The organism is Novosphingobium sp. FW305-C-30-35, assembly GCF_058783135.1.
In genome coordinates this window covers 2030227-2050490 of sequence record NZ_JBYSYJ010000001.1, presented here as the reverse complement: position 1 = coordinate 2050490, position 20264 = coordinate 2030227, and the positions used below count along the sequence as shown (strand labels likewise).

General features: G+C 65.2%; 24 protein-coding genes and 1 tRNA gene. 8 read left to right on the top strand and 17 right to left on the bottom strand.

The window, feature by feature from the left end:
- Nucleotides 1-25: 25 nt before the first annotated feature.
- Complete coding sequence (locus AC3WLM_RS10180; RefSeq protein ID WP_492477290.1) at nucleotides 26-640, bottom strand: thioredoxin family protein; 615 nt, start codon at nucleotides 638-640, stop codon at nucleotides 26-28.
- Nucleotides 641-675: 35 nt separating this feature from the next.
- The gene (locus AC3WLM_RS10175) at nucleotides 676-843 is read right to left on the bottom strand and encodes a hypothetical protein (protein ID WP_193827540.1); all 168 of its coding nucleotides are present in this window, start codon (nucleotides 841-843) and stop codon (nucleotides 676-678) included.
- On the opposite strand from AC3WLM_RS10175, the gene AC3WLM_RS10170 reads away from it, so the two are divergent.
- Both AC3WLM_RS10170 and AC3WLM_RS10165 read left to right on the top strand, forming a co-directional pair.
- Complete coding sequence (locus AC3WLM_RS10170; protein ID WP_492477252.1) at nucleotides 842-1594, top strand: electron transfer flavoprotein subunit beta/FixA family protein; 753 nt, start codon at nucleotides 842-844, stop codon at nucleotides 1592-1594. The genes AC3WLM_RS10175 and AC3WLM_RS10170 overlap by 2 nt on opposite strands.
- Complete coding sequence (locus tag AC3WLM_RS10165) at nucleotides 1594-2526, top strand: electron transfer flavoprotein subunit alpha/FixB family protein (RefSeq protein ID WP_039337171.1); 933 nt, start codon at nucleotides 1594-1596, stop codon at nucleotides 2524-2526. The genes AC3WLM_RS10170 and AC3WLM_RS10165 overlap by 1 nt, the downstream gene beginning before the upstream one ends.
- A gap of 59 nt (nucleotides 2527-2585) precedes the next feature.
- Here the strand turns inward: AC3WLM_RS10165 and AC3WLM_RS10160 are convergent, their stop codons facing one another.
- The 8 genes from AC3WLM_RS10160 to AC3WLM_RS10125 form a co-directional block, all read right to left on the bottom strand.
- Nucleotides 2586-3050, bottom strand: a complete 465-nt coding sequence (locus tag AC3WLM_RS10160; RefSeq protein WP_492477289.1) for a GNAT family N-acetyltransferase — start codon at nucleotides 3048-3050, stop codon at nucleotides 2586-2588.
- 140 nt (nucleotides 3051-3190) lie between these two features.
- Nucleotides 3191-4156 carry an RDD family protein gene (locus tag AC3WLM_RS10155; protein WP_039337028.1) on the bottom strand — a complete coding sequence of 322 codons (966 nt, stop codon included), beginning with the start codon at nucleotides 4154-4156 and terminating at the stop codon, nucleotides 3191-3193.
- Entirely contained in the window at nucleotides 4156-5223 is a 1068-nt protein-coding gene (locus tag AC3WLM_RS10150) for a stage II sporulation protein M (protein WP_427467950.1), read from the bottom strand. The genes AC3WLM_RS10155 and AC3WLM_RS10150 overlap by 1 nt, the downstream gene beginning before the upstream one ends.
- Nucleotides 5220-6548: a DUF58 domain-containing protein gene (locus AC3WLM_RS10145; protein ID WP_492477288.1), complete on the bottom strand. Its 1329-nt coding sequence runs from the start codon at nucleotides 6546-6548 to the stop codon at nucleotides 5220-5222. The genes AC3WLM_RS10150 and AC3WLM_RS10145 overlap by 4 nt, the downstream gene beginning before the upstream one ends.
- Nucleotides 6545-7501, bottom strand: coding sequence for an AAA family ATPase (locus AC3WLM_RS10140; protein ID WP_039337255.1), 957 nt, complete (start codon nucleotides 7499-7501; stop codon nucleotides 6545-6547). The genes AC3WLM_RS10145 and AC3WLM_RS10140 overlap by 4 nt, the downstream gene beginning before the upstream one ends.
- A 17-nt stretch (nucleotides 7502-7518) precedes the next feature.
- Complete coding sequence (locus AC3WLM_RS10135; protein ID WP_492477287.1) at nucleotides 7519-8802, bottom strand: DUF4350 domain-containing protein; 1284 nt, start codon at nucleotides 8800-8802, stop codon at nucleotides 7519-7521.
- A complete protein-coding gene (locus AC3WLM_RS10130; protein ID WP_062344306.1) occupies nucleotides 8799-9464 on the bottom strand; it encodes a DUF4129 domain-containing protein in 666 nt (221 codons plus the stop codon). The genes AC3WLM_RS10135 and AC3WLM_RS10130 overlap by 4 nt, the downstream gene beginning before the upstream one ends.
- Before the next feature lie 63 nt (nucleotides 9465-9527).
- A complete protein-coding gene (locus AC3WLM_RS10125) occupies nucleotides 9528-10421 on the bottom strand; it encodes a prephenate dehydratase (RefSeq protein ID WP_492477286.1) in 894 nt (297 codons plus the stop codon).
- 156 nt (nucleotides 10422-10577) lie between these two features.
- On the opposite strand from AC3WLM_RS10125, the gene AC3WLM_RS10120 reads away from it, so the two are divergent.
- Both AC3WLM_RS10120 and AC3WLM_RS10115 read left to right on the top strand, forming a co-directional pair.
- Nucleotides 10578-11480: a c-type cytochrome gene (locus tag AC3WLM_RS10120; RefSeq protein WP_082013457.1), complete on the top strand. Its 903-nt coding sequence runs from the start codon at nucleotides 10578-10580 to the stop codon at nucleotides 11478-11480.
- Nucleotides 11481-11600: 120 nt separating this feature from the next.
- The gene (locus tag AC3WLM_RS10115) at nucleotides 11601-11960 is read left to right on the top strand and encodes a hypothetical protein (RefSeq protein WP_492477285.1); all 360 of its coding nucleotides are present in this window, start codon (nucleotides 11601-11603) and stop codon (nucleotides 11958-11960) included.
- Nucleotides 11961-11963: 3 nt separating this feature from the next.
- Here AC3WLM_RS10115 and AC3WLM_RS10110 read toward each other — a convergent pair whose 3' ends face one another.
- The 3 genes from AC3WLM_RS10110 to AC3WLM_RS10100 form a co-directional block, all read right to left on the bottom strand.
- On the bottom strand, nucleotides 11964-12404 hold the full coding sequence (locus AC3WLM_RS10110; RefSeq protein ID WP_062344312.1) for a surface-adhesin E family protein: 441 nt from the start codon (nucleotides 12402-12404) through the stop codon (nucleotides 11964-11966).
- A 99-nt stretch (nucleotides 12405-12503) separates the two neighbouring features.
- Nucleotides 12504-13193, bottom strand: coding sequence for an RlmE family RNA methyltransferase (locus AC3WLM_RS10105; RefSeq protein ID WP_062344314.1), 690 nt, complete (start codon nucleotides 13191-13193; stop codon nucleotides 12504-12506).
- Nucleotides 13190-14485 carry a Ppx/GppA phosphatase family protein gene (locus AC3WLM_RS10100; protein ID WP_492477284.1) on the bottom strand — a complete coding sequence of 432 codons (1296 nt, stop codon included), beginning with the start codon at nucleotides 14483-14485 and terminating at the stop codon, nucleotides 13190-13192. The genes AC3WLM_RS10105 and AC3WLM_RS10100 overlap by 4 nt, the downstream gene beginning before the upstream one ends.
- Nucleotides 14486-14644: 159 nt before the next feature.
- Between AC3WLM_RS10100 and AC3WLM_RS10095 the strand changes: the two genes are divergently transcribed.
- Nucleotides 14645-14718 (top strand) — tRNA-Gln (locus tag AC3WLM_RS10095).
- Here the strand turns inward: AC3WLM_RS10095 and AC3WLM_RS10090 are convergent.
- A complete protein-coding gene (locus AC3WLM_RS10090) occupies nucleotides 14687-15730 on the bottom strand; it encodes a winged helix-turn-helix domain-containing protein (RefSeq protein ID WP_492477283.1) in 1044 nt (347 codons plus the stop codon). The two genes, AC3WLM_RS10095 and AC3WLM_RS10090, sit on opposite strands and share 32 nt — an antisense overlap.
- A 137-nt stretch (nucleotides 15731-15867) precedes the next feature.
- Between AC3WLM_RS10090 and AC3WLM_RS10085 the strand changes: the two genes are divergently transcribed.
- The 3 genes from AC3WLM_RS10085 (at nucleotide 15868) to AC3WLM_RS10075 (ending at nucleotide 17915) form a co-directional block, all read left to right on the top strand.
- The gene (locus tag AC3WLM_RS10085; RefSeq protein ID WP_492477282.1) at nucleotides 15868-16404 is read left to right on the top strand and encodes a hypothetical protein; all 537 of its coding nucleotides are present in this window, start codon (nucleotides 15868-15870) and stop codon (nucleotides 16402-16404) included.
- A gap of 113 nt (nucleotides 16405-16517) precedes the next feature.
- Entirely contained in the window at nucleotides 16518-17396 is an 879-nt protein-coding gene (locus AC3WLM_RS10080) for an LOG family protein (RefSeq protein WP_492477281.1), read from the top strand.
- A gap of 3 nt (nucleotides 17397-17399) precedes the next feature.
- Nucleotides 17400-17915 carry a GNAT family N-acetyltransferase gene (locus tag AC3WLM_RS10075; RefSeq protein WP_193827510.1) on the top strand — a complete coding sequence of 172 codons (516 nt, stop codon included), beginning with the start codon at nucleotides 17400-17402 and terminating at the stop codon, nucleotides 17913-17915.
- Here the strand turns inward: AC3WLM_RS10075 and thiD are convergent.
- From thiD to glmM, 3 genes are read right to left on the bottom strand one after another with little or no spacing between them, the layout of a single operon-like run.
- Nucleotides 17900-18646: a bifunctional hydroxymethylpyrimidine kinase/phosphomethylpyrimidine kinase gene (thiD, locus tag AC3WLM_RS10070; RefSeq protein ID WP_492477280.1), complete on the bottom strand. Its 747-nt coding sequence runs from the start codon at nucleotides 18644-18646 to the stop codon at nucleotides 17900-17902. The genes AC3WLM_RS10075 and thiD overlap by 16 nt on opposite strands.
- Nucleotides 18643-18867, bottom strand: coding sequence for a DUF1272 domain-containing protein (locus tag AC3WLM_RS10065; protein WP_039337056.1), 225 nt, complete (start codon nucleotides 18865-18867; stop codon nucleotides 18643-18645). The genes thiD and AC3WLM_RS10065 overlap by 4 nt, the downstream gene beginning before the upstream one ends.
- Nucleotides 18867-20204, bottom strand: a complete 1338-nt coding sequence (gene glmM / locus AC3WLM_RS10060; RefSeq protein WP_039337058.1) for a phosphoglucosamine mutase — start codon at nucleotides 20202-20204, stop codon at nucleotides 18867-18869. The genes AC3WLM_RS10065 and glmM overlap by 1 nt, the downstream gene beginning before the upstream one ends.
- Nucleotides 20205-20264: the final 60 nt, after the last annotated feature.

Sequence of the window (20264 nt, the reverse complement as noted above, 5' to 3'; positions counted from 1 at the left end):
TTTGTTGCCTGCAATCTGCGGAGCCTCAACCCCAGGACGGGTCCTTCCCCGGTCGCCACTTGATGCTGCAACCGGCGCTTGGATGCTGCGGCTGCGGTGCGGCATCTCCTGCCAGCAGCGCATCCACGGCGCGCCGCATGTCTTCGCCCGTAACCGGCAGGTCCGTTCGCAGCGGCGGCAGCCCCGGCACCGGCGGGCGATTGATCTGCGGCCTGCTCGCATCGAACTGGCCGGCGTAATAGAGCAGCCGCTCGCGATCGTAGAGGAAGAAATCCGGCGTGCAGATCGCGTTATAGGCCAGCGCCACGTCCTGCGTTTCGTCATGCAGATAGGGGAACGGAAAGTCCTTCTCCGTCGCCAGCTTCTGCATGTGCGGATAATCGTCCTCGGGAAAGTCGTCGGGCCAGTTCGATGATATCGCTACCACCTGCAGCCCCTTGGGCAGGTACTCGCGTGAGAAGGCAAGGAATTCGTCCAGCACGTGCAGCACGAACGGGCAGTGATTGCAGATGAAGGCCACCAGCAATGCAGGGCTTTCGGCATAGTCGCCAAGGCTGCGCAGATGCCCTTCGATATCCGGCAAGCAAAAATCCGGCGCGGGCTTGCCGTAGTCGAGTTGGCGCGAGAGTCTCAGCATCATCCCTTCTCCTTTATTAGAATCTCCGTTCTTTTACGTCATTTCGCGTCGCGGGCCAAATGCCGATCGCCTTGGGCCAACTGCAAAGTCTCGCTTTGCACCTTTGCAAATTTACCGTGGACACCACCCACATTCCACGTCATCGCGAGGATCGAGCCGGTGCCTTTTGGCATCAACGGCATGGCATTGGCAGGAGCACGACGCATGAAAGCCCTGGTCTGCGTGAAGCGGGTGATTGACTACAACGTGAAGCCACGTGTGAAGGCGGATGGGAGTGGTGTTGATCTTGCGAACGTGAAGATGAGCATGAACCCGTTTGACGAGATCGCGGTGGAGGAGGCCATTCGCCTGAAGGAAAAGGGCGTGGTGAGCGAGATCGTGGCGGTGTCGGTGGGCGTTGCCAAGAGCCAGGAAACGCTGCGCACGGCGCTGGCGATGGGTGCGGACCGGGCAGTGCTGGTGCAGGTTGACGAGGGCACCGAGGTCGAGCCGCTGGCCGTGGCCAAGATCATCAAGGGCATTGCCGATGAGGAGCAGCCCGCGCTGATCATCACCGGCAAGCAGGCGATCGACGATGACAGCAACCAGGTCGGCCAGATGGTCGCCGCGCTGCTGGGCCGCCCGCAGGGGACGTTCGCCAACGAAGTCTCGGTCGAGGGCGATGCGGTTGTCGTCAAGCGCGAGATCGACGGCGGCCTGCAGACGGTGAAGCTGGCGCTGCCCGCGGTGGTCACCACCGACCTGCGCCTCAATGAGCCGCGCTATGCTTCGCTGCCCAACATCATGAAGGCCAAGTCCAAGCCGCTCGCCACCAAGTCGCCCGCCGACTACGGCGTCGACATCGCGCCGCGCCTCAAGACGCTCAAGGTCAGCGAACCGCCGGTGCGCTCAGCCGGCATCAAGGTGCCCGATGTCGACACGCTGGTCGCCAAGCTCAAGGAAATGGGAGTAGCCTGATGTCCAAGGTTCTCGTTCTCGTCGAACACGACAACGCTTCCGTAAAGGACGCCACGCTCGCCGCCGTCACTGCCGCATCTCAACTGGGCGAAGTGACTGCCCTTGTCGCCGGATCGAACTGCGATGCCGCCGCACAGGCTGCTGCGCAGATCGCCGGCGTCGCCCGTGTGCTCAAGGCCGACGACGCATCGCTGGGCAACGCGCTCGCTGAAAACGTCGCCCCGCTCGTCGCCGGGCTGATGGCCGATTACGACGCCTTCGTGGCGCCTGCCACGACCACCGGCAAGAACGTCGCCCCGCGCATTGCCGCGCTGCTCGACGTGATGCAGGTCTCGGACATCCTCTCGGTCGAGGGGCCCAAGACCTTCACCCGCCCGATCTACGCCGGCAACGCCATCGCCACGGTCGAAAGCTCCGACGCCAAGCTGGTCATCACCGTGCGCGGCACCGCCTTTGCCAAGGCTGCCGCCACTGGTGGATCGGCCAGCGTCGAAGCCGTCAGCGCCACCGGCGACAGCGGCCTGTCGACCTTCGTCAGCGCCGAGATCGCCAAGAGCGAGCGCCCGGAACTGACCAGCGCCAAGATCATCGTCTCGGGCGGCCGCGCGCTGAAGGACGCTGCCACTTTCGAGCAGATCATCACCCCGCTCGCCGACAAGCTGAACGCCGGCATCGGCGCATCGCGCGCCGCGGTCGACGCAGGCTACGTGCCCAACGACTATCAGGTCGGCCAGACCGGCAAGATCGTGGCACCCGAAGTCTACATCGCCGTCGGCATCTCGGGCGCGATCCAGCACCTTGCCGGCATGAAGGATAGCAAGACCATCATCGCCATCAACAAGGACGAAGACGCGCCCATCTTCCAGGTCGCCGACATCGGCCTCGTCGGCGACCTCTTCACGCTCGTCCCGGAACTGACCGGCAAGCTCTGAACCCCATCCCACCACAACGCCACGCTGGAGTGTTTCCCCGGGGAAACACTCCAAATGGGTTAAAGGCGCAGCGTCAGGCACTGGCTGAAATCGTCCAGCACGTATTCCGCAAAGGCCTCGCAATTGACGAAGCCGTGCTTGCGATAGAGCCCGAGTGCCGGTTCGAAGGCGGGGCCTTGGCCGGTTTCGAGGCTGACGCGGGCATAGCCGCGCTGCCGTGCAACCGAAAGCAGGTGAAGCAGCATGGCTTCGCCGATTTTCTTTCCCAACCAATCACTTGCGACGCGCATGGACTTCAGTTCGCCATGCGTGGAATCAAGTTCGCGGATCGCGCCCATCCCGGCAAGCGCATTTCCGACCCACGCCGAATAGAAGGTGACGCCGGGTTGGCGCAGTTTTTCAACCGGAAGTGCGTGGACCTTGCAGGCAGGTGAGTTGGCATGCATGCCCGAGAGGTGGAAGGCGACAAGTTCGCGGATTGCCTCTCCGGAAAGATCGTCTTCGAGGATCTTGACACAGTCCATTGGGCCCCTCCCTTCCAGTGATATTGACTGTTCAGCACGAACGGGCGCCATCTCGCAATGCTTCAGAAAAAGCCGCGAAGGGGTAGCCCCACCCAGGCGCATCCGCCGCCGGTCAGCGACGGGAGGCCGGGGGCTTGCGCTCAGGTGTGCTTGTCGGCCTTGCGACGCCCGAAGCGCATGCCGGTTTCAAGGCGTGCGCGCAGCTGGGCGTAATAGGCTTCGAGGAAAGCACGTTCGTCGCCCGCGCCTGCGTTCCAGCCGATCTTGCCGCAGATCGTGCGGGCCACATCACGCAGGGCTTCCTCGCGGTTCTCTCGCAGCACGCGCTCGAGCACCTGCAGTTCGTATTCTCCATAAACGGCAAGGTCGGCATCGCTGAAGCGATACTGCACGCCAGTGGCTTGCGACAGGCCGCGCGCACCTTCGCCAACCGATAGCGCCTGTTCCAGCTTGCGCTTGGGCGCTTCGACCACCCAGGTTCCCGCGATCAGGTCTCCGCACCGGAGCCTGTCGCGATTGAAGAACGGAAACAGCGCAAAGAGCAGGAACCAGACGAGGCCCGCCCAGGCCGCCATCTCGGTATCGCCGCCTTCGACCGAGGCGACGACGATGAAGATCGCAGGCATGAACAGTTCGATATCGCGCACGAGGTTGCGGGCGATAACCGCTTCGGTGGTCAACCGCGCGCCATCCTTGCCACGCGCGCGGGCGGCAACGCGGATGCCGGTGATACGCTTGCCCGGCGTGGCGCCGCGCGGGCCGAGTTCGAAGAACAGGAACCAGGCGTTGCGAAACAGGAACAGCGCGATGATCCAGACGACTACCAGCGCCTGCACCGCGCGCCCGGCGGGGCTGTCATCATCATTGAAGTTTATGCCCACTGCATTGGCGACATAGGCAATGAGCAGCGTGGCGCCGATGATCGCGCCGACGATCATGGCCAGATCGAGGAAGAGTGCAGCGGCGCGTGCTCCGCGCGAGGCCAGGACGAATGGCAGCGCCACGCCTTCAGGGGTGACGACCATACGGCGGCGGCGGTCCTGAAGCGCCTGCGGAGTACGGGGCGCGGACTTGGCGTCACGGCGGAAGGGCAGGCGTATCGCCATCAGCGGGCCTCACGCCGGAAGGCGAAGAAATAGCCGCTCCACAGCACCAGCATGAAGCCTCCCACGGTGAGGCGCGATGGGGTGGAGTCTATGAGCTGACGCCCGAAGCCTTCGAGCAGGGCGGCAAGGATCAGCATGAGGACCACGCCGGTCATGACCTGCGCGGCGCGGCGGCCGGCCGCAGCGGCGGCATCCATGACCGACATGTTGCCGGGGAAGGCCATGGCGCGTCCGATATGAATGCCGGCTGCGCCCGCCAGCAGGATCGCGAACAGCTCTGTCGTGCCGTGAATGGCGAGCCACCCGACAAAATCGAGCAGCAGGCCCTGTCCATGATATAGCCACAGCATCGCGCCAAGCAGTGCCGTGTTGTGAACCAGCAACAGCATGGTCGGCAGCCCGAAGGCAAAGCCCAGCGCAAAGCACATGATCGAGACTTGCGCGTTGTTGCTGAACAGGCCGGCGGCAAACACGCCCATCCCGCTCTGGTCCTGGTTGCCGAATAGCGTGCCGTGCAAGACTTCGCGGCTCGCCCCCGGCACGCGGACATCGGCCATGCCGCCAGGGACCAGCGAATAGTACCATTCGGGGTTCGACGCCACGAGCAGCCAGCCGACCGCAGTGCCCGCAACCATCAATGCGAGCGCGATCAGCAGATCGATGCCGAGCCCGCGCACGCTGGCGCTCCATCCGCCGCCGATGAAGCCGCGAAACCATGACCACAACGAGGCGCGCGGGCCATAGACGAGGAACCAGGCGCGTTGTGTCAGCGCTTCGAGATAGGCGACGAGCGCCGCGTCCAACGAGGTTTCGCGGGCGATCGAAAGGCTGGACGCGGCAGTGCGATAAAGAGCCGGAAGGGCGAGCAAGTCCTCATCCGAAACGCCGCGCGTGCGCCCGGCCTCCATGCGCTTGAGCACTGCTTCGAGGCGCTTCCAATCGGCTTCGCGTTCAAGCCGGAAGCGATCGGAACGCAGGGCGGCGTGTTCTGCCGCAACAGCGGCCTCTGTCGGCCGGGCGAACCAGTTGCCGATCTTCTGGGCAATTCCTGTGGTGACAGCGTTCATCCGATGCGTCCCTCGCGCTTGATCGCGAGATAGGAATCGAGCAGTCGCGTGCCGATCTGGTCATGCGGCGCTTCGAGCACGCGCACACCGAGGTGGCGCAGGCGCTGGAGCACGATCGCGCGCTGCCTGGAAAGCGTAGTGGCGGTGACCGCTTCGGCGACAGATTGCATGTCGGTGACGGTGGCGGTTGCAAGGCCGGCGAGTTCGGCATCGGCCATGACCACGAACAGCACGAGGTGGCGCTCTACCAGTCGGCCCACGTTCTCGACCACCAGCTCGGCGCTGGTGGGGTCGGAGAAATCAGAGAAGAGCACGATCAGCGAACGGCGCTGCAGCCGTGCGGCGAGCGTGGACAGGGCGAGCGTGAAGTTGGGCTCGCCGGGATGGTAATCAAGCTGGGCGGCGGCGCGCTGCAGGCGAGCGAAATCGCGGCTGTCGGTGACGAACGGGGTGGCAACTTCCGGGCGCGCAGCGAAGCCGAACAGCGCGACGCGATCTTGCGCCTTGAGTGCGACATAGGCGGTGGTGAGTGCGGCGGTGACGGCGCGGTCGATCCGGGGCAGGCCGTCGATCGGTTCGCACATCGCCTGTCCGCAATCGAACGCGAAGACGATCTGGTTGTTGCGCTCGACCTCGTATTCCTTGGCGAAAAGGCGGGCGTGGCGGGCCGAGCTTTTCCAGTCGATCCGGCGGCGGTCCATGCCCGGTTCGTACTCGGCAAGTGCTTCGAATTCAGTGCCCTCGCCACGGATACGCCGCGCGATCAAGCCGAACTGGGCATCGCGCAGGAATATCTGCAGCGCCGGGCTGCGTACCGGGGCGATGTTCGGCCAGACCCGCACTTCGGCCTCAAGATCGCGGGTGGCCTGGCGGTGGGCGAGGCCGAGCGGGCCGCTCCAGCGCAGCCACAGGCGGGTGAGCCGGCCGGTGCCGCGGCGGGTGGGGGCGATCGTGGTGCTGCCGCTCCATGCGCCGTCCGCGAAGGTGAGCGGCAGGGCAATACGGCCCCCCTCGGCAAGGCGAGAGTCGCATGCGATTGCCGCGTCGGGGCGGATGCCGTTGCGGACACGGGCGAGTGCGGCGACCACCGTCAGGGTGGCAGGTTCGCCGACCTCGCTATCGGACGGCGCGTGGATCTGTACGTCCTCGAGGGAGCCGGCGAAGAGGCCGTCGAGCAGGATCAGCACGAGCAGTGCGCCGCCCAGCGCAGGTGCGGCGATCCAGGCCGCAGGAGCGGCCGCGGCCAGGACCAGGGCCAGCGGGGCGAGGCCTGCAAAGAGCAGGACTGCACGGCCCGAGGGCAGGATGGCGGCAGGCTTGATCAACGGGGGGCTTCCGTGCCTTCTACCAGCGCAGCAACGATGGTCTCGACCTGCTTGCCTTCGATCTCGGCAGCGGGGCTGAGCATCAGGCGGTGGCGCAGGACGGCAGTGGCGAGCGCCTTGACGTCGTCGGGGATGACGTAATCACGACCATCGAGCGCGGCGCGTGCGCGGGCGGCCCCGGCCAGCAGCACGGCGGCGCGGGGGCTGGCTCCGACGACCAGATCGCCGCTTTCGCGCGTGGCGCGAACCAGGCGCACGATGTAGTCGACAATCGATTCTGCGAGCGTGATCGAGGCGATGGCGGACTGTGCGCGGCCAAGCTCTGCCGCAGTGGTCACGGAAACGACGCCGAGATCGGCGGGCTTGGGTGCGCCCTTGCCTTCGCCGTAGCGGGCAACGATGCGGGCTTCCTCCTCGATGGAAGGATAGCCGACGAGGAGCTTGAACAGGAAGCGGTCCAACTGGGCTTCGGGCAGCGGGTAGACGCCTTGGCTTTCGATCGGGTTCTGCGTGGCGACCACGGTAAAGCGTTCGGACAGGGCGTGGACCTCGCCGTCGAGGGTGACGCGGCGCTCCTGCATGGCTTCGAGCAGGGCGGCCTGCGTCTTGGGCGGGGTGCGGTTGATTTCGTCGGCCAGCAGCAGTTCGTGGAAGATGGGGCCGCGCGTGAGCGTGAACTGGCTGGTCTGGAAATTGAACAGGTTGGAGCCGAGGATGTCGCCAGGCATCAGATCGGGGGTGAACTGGATGCGCCCGAAATCAAGGCCGAGAGCGGCGGCAAAGGTCTGTGCGAGGAAGGTCTTGGCCGTGCCGGGAGGGCCTTCGAGCAGGACATGGCCGCCTGCGAACAGCGCGACGAGCAGGTGATCGAGCACCTCTTCCTGCCCCACGATCGCCTTGCCGACTTCGGCGCGGATCCGGCCGGATAGCGCGCCGAGCTCGGTCAGGGACATTTCGGAGGTCGTCTCGGTCACTTGAGGTGCCTTTCTATCTGCTGCAGCACTTGGGCGCGCTTCGTCAGTTCATGGGGCTTGCGGGCATCGCGCAAGTGGCGCGCGGCCTGGGAAAACGGTGGGCCGGCGATGGCCCGGCGGAGTTGCGCAGCGTCGATCAGGCGCTCGGTCTCCTGCGGGTCGAGGCCCTTGGGCAGGCCCAGCGCCAAGGCAATGCGTTCGCGCGTGGCATCGGCATAGGGCGCGGCGGCGAGGTGGACGCGGCCGGCGCGGCGGATGAGCCCCGCAGCGTTGGCGACCAGGGCGGCCTTGCCAAACGCGATTTCCTGCCCCTGCACCAGCGCCGGTCCGAAGCGATTGAGCGCGCGCCAGGCGATCGCCAGCGCGGCGAGCAAAAGGCAGATCGTGGCGGCAAGGAAAGGTGGCTCGAACGCGAGGGTCAGCAGATTGCGGCTGGCGCCGAAGCCGTTGAAGGTCATGTCGAAGACGATTGGTTGGCTGCGATCATCCGCCGTGGCGAGCACGAGATCGCAGGCAAGCATGGCGGTGTTGCGGTCGGCCAAGCCCCAGTTGTCGAGCAGGTCGGGCTCGAACACGAGGACGACAGGGTACAGATCCTCATCATCGCCGCCGTAGCCAGGGTCGATCCCGGCGAAATTGTTGAGCGCGGGATAGTAGCCATCGTCATCCAGAAACGCCGCGAGCGTCTTGCCTCTGCCGGTGGTGAGAAGGGGGACGAGGCCCTTGCCGGAACCGGTTTCGATCTGGCGATCGTCAGGGAACTTGCCGCGGCGGTCACCAAGCTTCCAGCCGCCCGCGGGTGGCGAATCTTCATCGCCGATCTCGACCGTGACGTTGTCGGCAAAGCCCTTCCATTCGGGCGCCTGCGTGCCGACCATCTGCACCCAGCCGCGCTTGGCGGCCTTGGCGTTGACGCCCATTGCCAGCCACTTGGGGGTGACGACGATCGTCGGGCCCCAGTAGCGGTGGGCATCGACGATCCTGGCGATCTCCTTGCTATCGGCATCGACTGGCGGGGTGAGGATGAGCAGGCCCGGTGCGTTTTCCAGCGCGCGGCGGTTGCGCTGGCGCTGGACGTCAAGGCCTTCGGCTTCGAGCATCCGCGCAAGGCCGGCATAGCCATTGAGGCCTTGCCCGCCGACATGCGCGCCGCCGTTGTTGCCGTTGCCGCCGGTGCCGTTGCCAAGGAACCAGAGCAGCGCGACGAAGGCGAGCGCGCCGACCAGCAGCATCCCGATCAGCGTGCCGCGCGAGAACGGGGTTGGTGCGGCATTGCTCATTGCGCAGCGACCGTCAGCGGCGCGATGGCAAAGCGCGAATAGGCTTCGCGCGCCGTGCTCCATTCGTCTGCCCCAAGGGGCCGCAGGGCATAGCGGGCGCGCTCGACCAGGCTGGCGATGGTGCCGAAGGCGGCGCGCGCTTCTCCGGGTAGTCCGGTGATCGTGCCGATTTCGCGCGCGGTGCTGGAGGGGGCCAGCCAATCGGGCCGGGCGCGGGCGATCTGGCCAACGCTGCGCTTGAGCAGGAGATGCGCGGCCTCGCCATAGAGGCCTTGCGCGGCAAGGCGGTCAGCGTCTTCGAGCAGGGCGAGCGCTTCTTCTCGCAGCGGTGCCCATTCAGGCTCTGCCACTCTCCGGTGGGTGCCACGTTCGCGCCACAGCGGCCAGAGGAGGCTCCATGCGATCCACAGCACGCCGAGCCCTGCGCCGACCAGCATCAGCATCTCGATCACGCTCCAGCTGCCGCCAAGCAGGCGCCCGAGCGGTGAGAGAAGCCATTCGAGGAAGCGGCCAAGCGCCTTGAGCCAGTCCGGCGTGACGGGCACGGGATCGGGCGGGACAGGTGCGAACTGGATATCGCCCGATTCGCGGATCGAGCGCCATGCAGCCTCGGCTGCGGCCGCATCATTTGCTGGTACTGTTGCCGAAGCCGGTGCCGTCACCCGCGCAACCTTGCACGCGGCAGGCGACGGGGCAAGCACAAGTCACCGTCCTTTTGAATACTCTTACTGGCCGCGGACGCGTTCCATCGGGTAAGTCCCAAGTATTCGCTGGTTCTTGGCAAAGAAATCGAGCTCTTCGAGCGCAAGATCGACGGGGCGTTCACCCGGCGCGCCGACGATATCGGCATAGAATTCGGTGGCGGCAAAGCTCGCGCCGCGCTGGTAGCTTTCCAGCTTGGTCATGTTGACCCCGTTTGTCGCAAAGCCGCCCAGCGCCTTGTAGAGCGCAGCCGGGATATTGCGCACTTCGAATACGAACGTCGTCATCGCCGGGCCGGAGATGGTGGCCGGATCGCGCGGGGTCTTGGACAGGATCACGAAGCGGGTGGTGTTGTCGTGCGCGTCCTCGACGTTGTCCTCGATCACCTTCAGGCCATAGAGTTCGGCGGCGATGCGCGGGGCAAGTGCGGCCACGGTCGGATCGCCCAGTTCGGCGACATAGGCAGCGGCCCCGGCGGTATCGGCATAGCTCATCGGCACGATGCCGCGGTCACGCAGATAGAATCGCGACTGGCCGAGCGCCTGCGGGTGACTGTATGCGGCGGTGAACGGACCATCGCCAAGCGCCATCAGGCTCGCATGGATCTCGAGGAAGTGTTCGCCGACAATCGAAAGGCCGCTCTCGGGCAGCAGGAAGTGGATGTCGGCTACGCGCCCGTGCTGCGAATTCTCGATCGGGATGATCGCGTGGGCCGCGCGGCCTTCCTTGACCGCGTCGAGCGCGTCTTCGAACGAGAAGCATGGCAGCGGCAGGCAATCGGGCAAGGCCTCGAGCGCGGCGCGGTGGGAGTTGGCGCCCGGCGCCCCCTGGAACGAAACGGCGCGCGCAGGATCGGCGGCTGCAGCGGCAGCCATGTTCTCGACAAGGGCGAGCGCGGGGGCGGGATAGCTCTGCATGATGGCTCGCGCGTTAAGCCGCTCTGTTCTTTCGGGCAAGGGAGATCGAATTTGCGGCGCAAACCATCTTGCGCTGCCGCATGGCCCTGACTAGAGGGACCCCGAACTCGCGCGGGTGTCGGCAAGGTGCTGACGTTGCGCCTATGGGGCTCGTAAATGGACGATCGTTTCAATACCATCGCCGGATGGACCTTGTTCGGGGGCATCGTGGCTCTGGGGCTCTCCAGCCTGTCGGCGCACTACTTCCTGGCCGACAAGGAGCACCGTCCGGAAAAGATGGGCTACGCGATCGAGGGCGTCGTCGAAGAAGGTGCCGAGGGTGGCGGGGCGGCTGAGCTGCCGCTGGCGAATCTCCTCGCTGCTGGTGACGTTGCCAAGGGCGAAGCCGTTTTTGCCAAGTGCAAGGCCTGCCACACCGCCGAGCAGGGCGGCGCCAATGGCATCGGTCCGAACCTCTATGGCATCGTCGGCAAGCCGGTCGGCAAGCATGCTGCGGGCTTTGCCTATTCGGCTGATCTCGCTGCCAAGGGCGGCAACTGGGATTTCGCCACGCTTGATGCCTGGTTGAAGAACCCCAAGGCCTTTGCCGCCGGCACCAAGATGTCATTCGCCGGTCTGCCCAAGGGTGAAGACCGCGCCAACGTGATTCTCTATCTCAACTCGCTCGGCTCGAACCTGCCGCTGCCTGCGCCTGAAGCCGTTCCGGCAGCTGGTGCTGCGCCTGCCGAAGGTGCTGCCGTTGCTCTGGTTGGCGATGCCGCCAAGGGCGAGGCAGTCTTTGCCAAGTGCAAGGCTTGCCACACCATCGATCAGGGCGGTGCCAACGGCATTGGTCCCAACCTGTTCGGCGTTCATGGTGAGGCCGTGGCTGGCGATCGCGGCGGTTATGCCTTCTCCGACGCGCTCAAGGGCAAGGGCGGCACCTGGGACGATGCCACGCTCGATGCCTGGCTGAAGAATCCCAAGGCCTTTGCCGCTGGCACCAAGATGACCTTCGCCGGCATTGCTGACGATCAGCAGCGTGCGGACGTGATCGCCTACCTGAAGTCGAAGAAGTAAACTTCGCTTTCAGACGAAATTCAAAAGGGCGTCCGGAGCGATCCGGGCGCCCTTTTGATGTCTTCGGTACCTATTGCGTTTGCGCATGAGCCGCGCAGAGTTGCGCTTTAGGAGAAACCGATGCGCCTGTTTACTGCCTTGCCGCTTCTGCTCGTCATGACTCCGGCCGGTGCGGCGGAACCTCCCGCCGCCATGCAGGGCAATTGGACTGTCGACCTGTCGGCCAAGCCGGAAGAGCCTTACACAAAACCGATGGTGCTACAGCTGCAGGCCGATGGCACGGTCAAGGGCAGCTTCTACGAGAGCGAAATACTGGCAGGACGCTGGAAGACCGACCGCGCGCGGACTTGCGTGAGCGTTCGCACCACCGATGGCGCCGGGCCCTATCACACGGCGGCGTGCCTGGTAGGCGATCACATAGAGGGCCAGACCTGGGCGGAGCATCGCAGCTTCCTGTTCAACTGGAACGCGAAGCGCTGACCGTCAGAGGTGGCAGGCCTCGGCCATGATCGCTGCATTTAGCGTCTCTGGCTCAACCGGGGCGTACTGATCGGCACTGTCGGCGGCAACGGCGTTGCGGGACAGGATCTCGCCGGACGTCGCGTAGTCCGTTGCCGCGGCAATGAGCACGCGCTTCGCGGCGCAGTCATAGCGGAACAGGATGATCTTGCGCCCGGTGGCCAAGCTCGCGGCGGGGGCAAAGTCGAAACCTGCCCAGACCTGACGGACGGCAAAGCTACGAGCCGGGCTGGGCGGCAGTTCGCGGACTGATTCGGGACGCACGAGCACTTCGGTGCGGTCCTCGGCCACGCCGATGACCTTCCAGTCGGCAGACCATCCTCTTGCAGCAATGTCTTCTGCCATTGCCCCGCCGGAGAAGCCGAGGAAGGCGAGAGGGAGCAGCAGGCTGCGGATGGAGGTCATCGGGTGGCTCCGGAGTGCTTCGGTTAAGGTGCTGATAACCATGCCCGCCAGGCGCGCCCAGCTAGGGGTTTGTCCTGAGTCCCGCGATGCGACAGCAGGCTAGTTGTCGGTTAACGCAGGCTCGCCCGCACGGCCCTTGAACCCTTGGGCAATCACGTACCACTCCGAGGAATCCTTGCGGCTCGAGGGGGGCTTGGCGTGCTTTACAGTCGTGAAGTTCTTCTTGAGGATCTTGAGGAGTTCGCCATCGGTGCCGCCGGCAAAGACCTTGGCGACGAACGCCCCGCCGGGGGCCAGGGTCTGGACGGCAAAGTCTACAGCCGTCTCGACCAGGCCCATCGTGCGCAGGTGGTCGGTCTGCTTGTGGCCAACGGTGTTGGCGGCCATGTCGGAGATCACGAGATCTGGGGGACCATCCAGCGCACCTTGCAGAGCTTCCGGCGCCTCATCGGCCATGAAGTCCATCTGGAAGATGGTCACGCCCTCGATCGGATCGGTGGGCAGGAGATCGATGCCAACGATCTTTGCCGCCGGCGACTTCTTGCGCACGACCTGGCTCCACCCGCCAGGCGCGATGCCGAGATCGACGACACGCTTCGAGCCTTTGAGCAGGCCGAACTTCTCATCGAGATCGATCAGCTTGAATGCCGCGCGGCTGCGCCAGCCTTCGGCCTTGGCCTGCTTCACGTAAGGGTCGTTGAGCTGGCGCGACAGCCAGCGCACCGATGAGGCCGAGCGGCCCTTGGCGCTCTTGAGCCGCTCATTGGGATTCTTTCCGGAACGACTCATGCTGCTTCCGTTTTCCTGGGCCCGCGCGGATCGGCGCCGGTGGCCATGAGGCTGCGCAGGATGCCTTCGCGAATGCCGCGATCGGCAATGCCAAGGCGCTCTGCCGGCCAGATGTCGAGAATCGATTCGAGGATGGCGCACCCGGCAACGACGAGGTCCGAGCGTTCGCGCCCGATGCAGGGCACGGCAATGCGCTCCGCCGGGGTCATCGTTGACAGACGGCGCGAGATGTCGCGCATGGAATCGGCCGGCACGATCAGGCCGTCGACTGCGCGGCGATCATACTGCGGCAGTTCGAGATGGAGTGATGCCAGCGTGGTGACGGTGCCGCTGGTGCCCAGCAGGCGGATGCTGCGCTCGCCCTGCGCTGCGTGCCGGATCGGCGTTACGCGGGCGGTGAAATCGGAAAAACCTTCGTCCACACGGCGGCGCATCTCGGCATAGGCGACCGCGCGGGCATGCGGATCGTCGGCAATCGCGCCGATGCTCTCGGTCAAAGAGACGACGCCCCATGGCACCGACTGCCAATCGAGGATCCGGGGCACGGTTTCGCCGGTTTCCACCAGCACCATCTCCGTCGACCCGCCGCCGATGTCGAAGATCATCGCCGGGCCGTTGCCCTGTTCGAGCAGAATGTGGCAGCCGAGCACGGCGAGGCGTGCCTCTTCCTGCGCGGTGATGATATTCAGGTGGATGCCGGTTTCGTTGCGAACGCGATCGATGAAGGCCTGTCCGTTGCTCGCACGGCGGCAGGCTTCAGTGGCAACCGAGCGGGCAAGATGCACGTTGCGCTTGCGCAGCTTGTCGGCACAGACGTGCAGGGCGCCAAGCGCGCGGTCCATGGCCTCGTCGGAAAGGCGCCCGGTCTGGGCCAGTCCCTCGCCCAGGCGGACCACGCGGCTGAAGGCGTCGATCACCACGAAATGCTCGCCCGAGGGCCTTGCGATCAGGAGACGGCAGTTATTTGTGCCCAGGTCGATCGCGGCATAGGCCTGGCGGTGATGGGGCAGCGGTTTCTGCCAGGTGCTTGCACGCTCAAACGCGGGCGGTGCGGGAGATTCCGCCACCACAGCCGGAGTTGCCGCGGCGATAGCCTCGTGCGTGCCGCCACCGCGTGCTGCGGGCGGACTGGTCTTGCCGGCCGACTTGGGTGGGACACCGCTCCCGGTCTTGCCGCGTGGCCGACGGGGCTTTTTCCTTTGCCCCTTCTTGCCGCCTGCCGTCTTGCCGTTGGCCGGCTGGCCGTCCGGTCGCGCGCCTTGCCCATTTGCCGGCGGAATGGAACCCGCCATGAATCGTATTCGCTTATGTTTTCCCGCGCCGCCTGATGCAGGCCGGGTACTTGATGCCAATGCTAGCGATGTGCCGCCCCGCCCGCAAGACCGGCACCAAAAATGCCCATTGAACCGCTTGACTTGGGCGCACTCGCCCCCTAGTTGCGCGCCTCACACTGCCCCGTCGTCTAATGGTAAGACTACGGATTCTGATTCCGTCTATCGAGGTTCGAATCCTCGCGGGGCATCCAGCTTTCCAGACTTTCTGCCTGCCATGAGCAGCCCCCAGGTGATCGCCAGGACGAAAACCTGCGCCTCGATGACCGCGGTGAGCCCCCGTGCAGTCGTTGTAAGCCCCTGTTCGCCAAGCAGGTTGCCAATCCTGTCGACATCGAGCTGCATGCCCGCAACTCCCAGCTCGAGAGCCTGGAGTGAGCCTGCCAGCAGAACTCCGCCGGAAAGGTAGATCAGGAGGCCCGCCGTCCCTCCCGCGCACAGTGCGGCGGCAAGCACGACACGTCGGCTTTGGCCGGTGCACGCGGCCCACGAGGCCAGACCTGCCGCAGAGCCAAGAATTGCGCCCTCAAAAGGTCCGGTGACGTAAAGGTCCGATACGCCGGACAGCAACCCCACGCCTTCCCGGCCCAAGAGGTTGCCCAGAGCGCCAATCGCAAGGCCGCCCAGTGCGGCGCCGGCAACGATCAACCAATCGGCATTCTGGCGCCAAGCCACGGTGGCAGCCATTCCCGCGCCCAGACCTGCACCGGCGAGAAGACCGAGGACACCGATCATCGCGGACAGAACAAGCACCTGACCGCCACCGCCAGTCCCCGCGATGATGCCATAGCACAGCCCGGCGGCGGCTCCGGCCACGAGTCCCAACAAAGTGCAGGCCGCGGCGATACGCGACGCTCGCGCCATTGGTTCGGCAGCATCCGCTTGCTGCGGCATCGCAGCAATGAAGCGGTAGCCGTGTTTCGGCACTGTCTGAATGAAGCGGGGATTGGCCGCATTGTCTCCCAGCGCGCGGCGCAGGGTGCGGATACATTGTGTCAGCGCCTCGTCTGTAACCGGGATGCCCTGCCAGACCTCGTCCATGAAGCTGTCCTTGCTCACCAGTTCGCCCCGCCGCGCGACCAGCAGCGCGAGCGCATCGAAGTAGCGGCTGCCGAGCTCGATCGGTTTTCCGTGTTGCAGCAACTGCCGGTTCTCGCAGTCGAGCTCGAAGTCCCCGAAGCGCAGAATCTGTGCGTGTCTTCCCATTGCGTCCGGGTCTGCTGCCATACCGGAGCATTGGCAAGCGCTTGGCGTGTTGTCAGCAATTGCTCATCTTTTCCTCATGCCTTTCAGACCGCGCCGCCTCATCAATCGCCGCCATAAATGCGCAAGGAGGCTCGATCATGACCAACGCCCATACTTCGAAGACTGCCAATGGCTGGCGAATTGCCGGATGGGGCAGCCTCCTGGCACTGCTCCTCCTTCCCGCCCTTGCGATGCAACTGACCCCGGAGGTGAATTGGACTGCCGGGGACTTCGTGTTCGCCGCACTGCTGCTAGGCTTCATCGGCGCCGTATGCGAACTTGCGGCCAGATATGCTCAGGCAGGAACACAGCGCGCGGGTTACATCCTCGCCGGTGTTGCAGCCTTCCTTACCGTCTGGTCAAACGCTGCCGTTGGCATCATTGGCGACGACAATTCCGTCAACACGCTCTTCTTCCTCATGGTTGTTGTCGGGATGGCGGTGGCGGTGGCTTGTCGGTTCCGCCCCCACGCCATGCGCTGGATAGCGTTGTGCCTCGCCGCAGGCCAGTATGCCGCCGGTGTCGTCGCCCTCAACCAGATGCCGGGGCACGCTGTCGAATGGGGCGTCCTGACGTTCTTTGCCTTGCTGTGGCTTGCAGTCGCCTGGTGCCATCATCGCGCTGAACTGGCCTAGCACCGCCGCATACAGCTTGCGGGGCCCACCAGCGCGCACTGGCGTGTGCGGCAATCTTTCCTTGCACGGTTCGGGGGTTGCGCTTTCCGGCATGGTGACCGACCTATGCAGGCATGACTGAAGAAGAAAAGCAGCACGAGCTGACCAAGCGCAAGTTCTACAAGGCCGAGCAGGAAGCCGGTTTCGTCGAGAACCACCCCAAGACCACCCCCCAGCAGCAGGACCCGGCCTACCGGCTGGCCTTCCGTGACACCGACTTCCTCCTGCGCGAGGAATTGCGACCGGTGCGGTTCCAGCTGGAACTGCTCAAGACCGAGATGCTGCTCGACGAAGCGGACATCGGATCGACGCTGGTTGTCTATGGGTCTGCGCGCATTCCTTCGCCCGACATGGCCGAAGCGGCGCTGGCGACGGCGACCACGCCCGAGCGCAAGGCGGTGATCGAGAGCCTTGTTGCCAAGGCCAAGTACTACGAAGAAGCGCGTAAGCTGGCCTTCACCGCCAGCAAGTGCGGGCTGGTGGAAGACGGCAAGCGCCAGTTCGTGATCTGCTCGGGCGGCGGGCCATCGATCATGGAAGCGGCCAATCGCGGGGCGCACGATGCTGGCGCCGAATCGATCGGGCTGAACATCGTCCTGCCGCACGAGCAGGCACCGAACAGCTATGTCACGCCGCACCTCTCGTTCCAGTTCCACTACTTCGCGCTGCGGAAGATGCACTTCCTGCTGCGGGCGCGGGGGGTGGCGGTGTTCCCGGGAGGCTTCGGCACTTTCGATGAGTTCTTCGAACTGCTGACCCTGATCCAGACCGGCAAGATGAAGCCGATTCCGATCCTGCTGTTCGGCGGTGATTACTGGAACCGCGTGGTGAACTTCCGTGCGCTTGCCGAGGAAGGCGTGATCAACTTCGAGGACCTGGAGCTGTTCATTCCGGTGGAGACAGCCGAGGAAGCCTGGGACCACATCGTCAAGTTCTACGATCTGGACTGCTGACCGATGATCCGGACCGCGCGGCTGCTGTTGCGACCCGTGCGCCCGCAGGAGGACCTTGCGGCGATGCACGCGATCATGCGGCAGCCGCGTGCCATGGCCTACTGGTCCACACCGCCGCACGACAGCGAGGCCGTGACAGCGGAATGGCTTGGCAACATGGCGGACATCCCTGACCTGGAGGGTGAGGATTTCATCGTCGAGCATCAGGGCCGCGTCATCGGCAAGGCGGGATTCTACCGCTTCCCCGACCTCGGCTACATGTTCGACCCGGACGTCTGGGGGCAGGGCTTCGCACGTGAGGCGGTGGGCATGGTGATCGCGCGCGGGTTTACCGTCCATCACCTGCCGCGCATCCTTGCCGACGTCGATCCGCGCAACAAGGCTTCCATCCGGCTGCTTGAACGGCTCGGTTTTGCCGAGACACACCGCGCGGCGCGGACGTGGCTGGTCGGCGAGGAGTGGTGCGACAGCGTCTACTTCGCGCTAACGCGCGAGGATTGGGATCAGCGCACCGCCTGATGGCCGAGCGGGCCGTGGCCAGCGCCGAAGCCGGGCGCGGCCAGCAGGGCAGCGCGGACGAATTCTCTGGCGTCTTCCACCGCCTCTTCGAGCGACGCGCCGCTGGCGAGCAGCGTGGCGATGGCGCTCGACATTGTGCAGCCGGTGCCGTGGGTGTGGCGCGTTTCGATGCGCGGTGCGGTCCAGACGCGCTCGGACTGCCCTGGAATGACCAGGCGGTCGATCACTTCGGGACCGTCGGCGTCCCCGCCCTTGGCGATATAGGCAATGCCCCGCCCCTGCATCGCGGCATCGCCACCAAGCGCTGCGAGCTCAGGTACGTTCGGCGTTGTCAGCGTGGCGAGCGCCATCAGTCGTTCGAAGGCAGCAATTGTAGCTGCGTCAGCGAGCGCTGCACCGCTGGTGGAGATCATCACGGGGTCAAACACGATGGGCACGGACAGGCATTCGAGCCGGTCTGCTACCACGGTCGCAATCTGGGGTGAGCCGAGCATGCCGATCTTCACCGCATCTACGCCCAGATCGTTGAGGCAGGCGTCGATCTGCGCGGCGACCATGGCGGGATCGACCGGGAGGACGGCATGGACGCCGGTGGTGTCCTGCGCGGTCAGGGCGCAGATCGCGGTCATCGCATAGCCACCAAGCATGGTGATCGTCTTGATGTCGGCCTGGATGCCGGCGCCGCCGCCGGAATCCGAGCCTGCGATCGACAGGACGCGGGGTGGCCTCATCCCTTGAACTTGCGCTCCGTTGATGGCGGGTGCTTGGCGTGGAGCGCCTTCGCCCGCGTCGGGCGGTCCATAAGTTCACCGCCGCAGTTGGGGCAGCGATCGTCGAGCTCTTCGGCGCATTCGGCGCACCACGTGCATTCGAACGAGCAGATGAAGGCGCCGGGGGCTTCGGCCGGAAGATCCGCGCCGCAGCGTTCGCAATCGGGGCGCATTTCCAGCATCAGGCAGCCTTCCTGACGGCATCGCAGATCTGGTCGACCACAGCCTCGACTTCGCCGGCGTCGTCACCCTCGGCCATCACGCGAATGACCGGTTCGGTGCCGGATGGACGGATGACGAGGCGGCCCTTGCCGATCAGGCGCGCCTCGGCATCAGCGATCGCCTGCTTCACCGTCTTGTCGTCCAAGGGCTTGCCGCCAGCAAAGCGCACGTTCTTCAGCAATTGCGGGACCGGGTCGAACTGATGCAGCAGCTCGCTGGCCGGCTTGCCGCTTTCTACCAGCGCGGCCAGCACCTGCAGGGCCGCGACCGTGCCGTCACCAGTGGTGGCGTGATCGGTCAGGATCATGTGGCCGGACTGCTCGCCACCGACATTGAACCCGCCTTCGCGCATGCGTTCGAGCACGTAGCGGTCCCCCACTGCGGTGCGTTCGAGTGTCAGGCCTTTGCCATTGAGGCAGCGTTCGAGGCCGAGGTTGGACATGACAGTGGCCACCACGCCGCCGCCGCGCAGCTCTCCACGCGCGGCAAGCTGGGTGCCGATCAGTGCCATGATCTGGTCGCCGTCGACCGTCTGGCTTTTCTCGTCGACCACGATCAGGCGATCGGCGTCGCCGTCGAGGGCAATGCCGATATCGGCCCGCACTTCGCGAACCTTGGCCTTGATCGCATCAAGATGGGTGGAGCCGACCCCGGCATTGATGTTCTTGCCGTTGGGCTCGACGCCCATGGCGATGACTTCCGCGCCCAGTTCCCACAGCGCCGAGGGCGTGACGTGGTAGGCTGCGCCGTTTGCGCAATCGATCACGATGCGCAGGCCATCGAGCCGCACGTTGTCAGGCAAGCTGGCCTTGACCGCATGGATATAGCGGCCGCGCGCATCCTCGATACGACGGGCGCGCCCGACTTGCGTGGCGTCGGCGAGGGCAAGATCCTGGGCCAGCATGGCTTCGATGCTGAGTTCAGCATCGTCCGAAAGCTTGAAGCCGTCCGGCCCGAACAGCTTGATGCCGTTGTCCTCGAAAGGGTTGTGGCTGGCCGAGATCATCACGCCAAGGTCCGCCCGCATCGAGCGGGTGAGCATGGCGACTGCGGGCGTCGGCATCGGTCCGAGCAGGACGACATCCATGCCAACCGAAGTGAACCCGGCGACCATTGCGCTTTCCATCATGTAGCCGGACAGGCGCGTGTCCTTGCCGATCACGACGCGATGGCGGTGGTCGCCGCGCTGGAAGTACGTGCCTGCCGCCTGCCCGACCTTCATTGCGGTCGCGGCGGTCATCACTCCGGCGTTGGTCCGGCCCCGGATGCCATCGGTGCCGAAGAACTTGCGTGCCATGAACCGGCGTTTCCCTCTTTTTCGTGCGCCCGATCCCGGGCGGCATGCGTTGCCTTGCCG

Excerpts from the sequence above, each read along its gene's own strand:
- AC3WLM_RS10180 (WP_492477290.1), bottom strand. The coding sequence starts at position 640 with ATGATGCTGAGACTCTCGCGCCAACTCGACTACGGCAAGCCCGCGCCG.
- AC3WLM_RS10170 (WP_492477252.1), top strand. The coding sequence starts at position 842 with ATGAAAGCCCTGGTCTGCGTGAAGCGGGTGATTGACTACAACGTGAAG.
- AC3WLM_RS10175 (WP_193827540.1), bottom strand. The coding sequence starts at position 843 with ATGCGTCGTGCTCCTGCCAATGCCATGCCGTTGATGCCAAAAGGCACC.
- AC3WLM_RS10165 (WP_039337171.1), top strand. The coding sequence starts at position 1,594 with ATGTCCAAGGTTCTCGTTCTCGTCGAACACGACAACGCTTCCGTAAAG.
- AC3WLM_RS10160 (WP_492477289.1), bottom strand. The coding sequence starts at position 3,050 with ATGGACTGTGTCAAGATCCTCGAAGACGATCTTTCCGGAGAGGCAATC.
- AC3WLM_RS10155 (WP_039337028.1), bottom strand. The coding sequence starts at position 4,156 with ATGGCGATACGCCTGCCCTTCCGCCGTGACGCCAAGTCCGCGCCCCGT.
- AC3WLM_RS10150 (WP_427467950.1), bottom strand. The coding sequence starts at position 5,223 with ATGAACGCTGTCACCACAGGAATTGCCCAGAAGATCGGCAACTGGTTC.
- AC3WLM_RS10140 (WP_039337255.1), bottom strand. The coding sequence starts at position 7,501 with ATGTCCCTGACCGAGCTCGGCGCGCTATCCGGCCGGATCCGCGCCGAA.
- AC3WLM_RS10135 (WP_492477287.1), bottom strand. The coding sequence starts at position 8,802 with ATGAGCAATGCCGCACCAACCCCGTTCTCGCGCGGCACGCTGATCGGG.
- AC3WLM_RS10125 (WP_492477286.1), bottom strand. The coding sequence starts at position 10,421 with ATGCAGAGCTATCCCGCCCCCGCGCTCGCCCTTGTCGAGAACATGGCT.
- AC3WLM_RS10120 (WP_082013457.1), top strand. The coding sequence starts at position 10,578 with ATGGACGATCGTTTCAATACCATCGCCGGATGGACCTTGTTCGGGGGC.
- AC3WLM_RS10115 (WP_492477285.1), top strand. The coding sequence starts at position 11,601 with ATGCGCCTGTTTACTGCCTTGCCGCTTCTGCTCGTCATGACTCCGGCC.
- AC3WLM_RS10110 (WP_062344312.1), bottom strand. The coding sequence starts at position 12,404 with ATGACCTCCATCCGCAGCCTGCTGCTCCCTCTCGCCTTCCTCGGCTTC.
- AC3WLM_RS10105 (WP_062344314.1), bottom strand. The coding sequence starts at position 13,193 with ATGAGTCGTTCCGGAAAGAATCCCAATGAGCGGCTCAAGAGCGCCAAG.
- AC3WLM_RS10100 (WP_492477284.1), bottom strand. The coding sequence starts at position 14,485 with ATGGCGGGTTCCATTCCGCCGGCAAATGGGCAAGGCGCGCGACCGGAC.
- AC3WLM_RS10090 (WP_492477283.1), bottom strand. The coding sequence starts at position 15,730 with ATGGGAAGACACGCACAGATTCTGCGCTTCGGGGACTTCGAGCTCGAC.
- AC3WLM_RS10085 (WP_492477282.1), top strand. The coding sequence starts at position 15,868 with ATGACCAACGCCCATACTTCGAAGACTGCCAATGGCTGGCGAATTGCC.
- AC3WLM_RS10080 (WP_492477281.1), top strand. The coding sequence starts at position 16,518 with ATGACTGAAGAAGAAAAGCAGCACGAGCTGACCAAGCGCAAGTTCTAC.
- AC3WLM_RS10075 (WP_193827510.1), top strand. The coding sequence starts at position 17,400 with ATGATCCGGACCGCGCGGCTGCTGTTGCGACCCGTGCGCCCGCAGGAG.
- thiD (WP_492477280.1), bottom strand. The coding sequence starts at position 18,646 with ATGAGGCCACCCCGCGTCCTGTCGATCGCAGGCTCGGATTCCGGCGGC.
- AC3WLM_RS10065 (WP_039337056.1), bottom strand. The coding sequence starts at position 18,867 with ATGCTGGAAATGCGCCCCGATTGCGAACGCTGCGGCGCGGATCTTCCG.
- glmM (WP_039337058.1), bottom strand. The coding sequence starts at position 20,204 with ATGGCACGCAAGTTCTTCGGCACCGATGGCATCCGGGGCCGGACCAAC.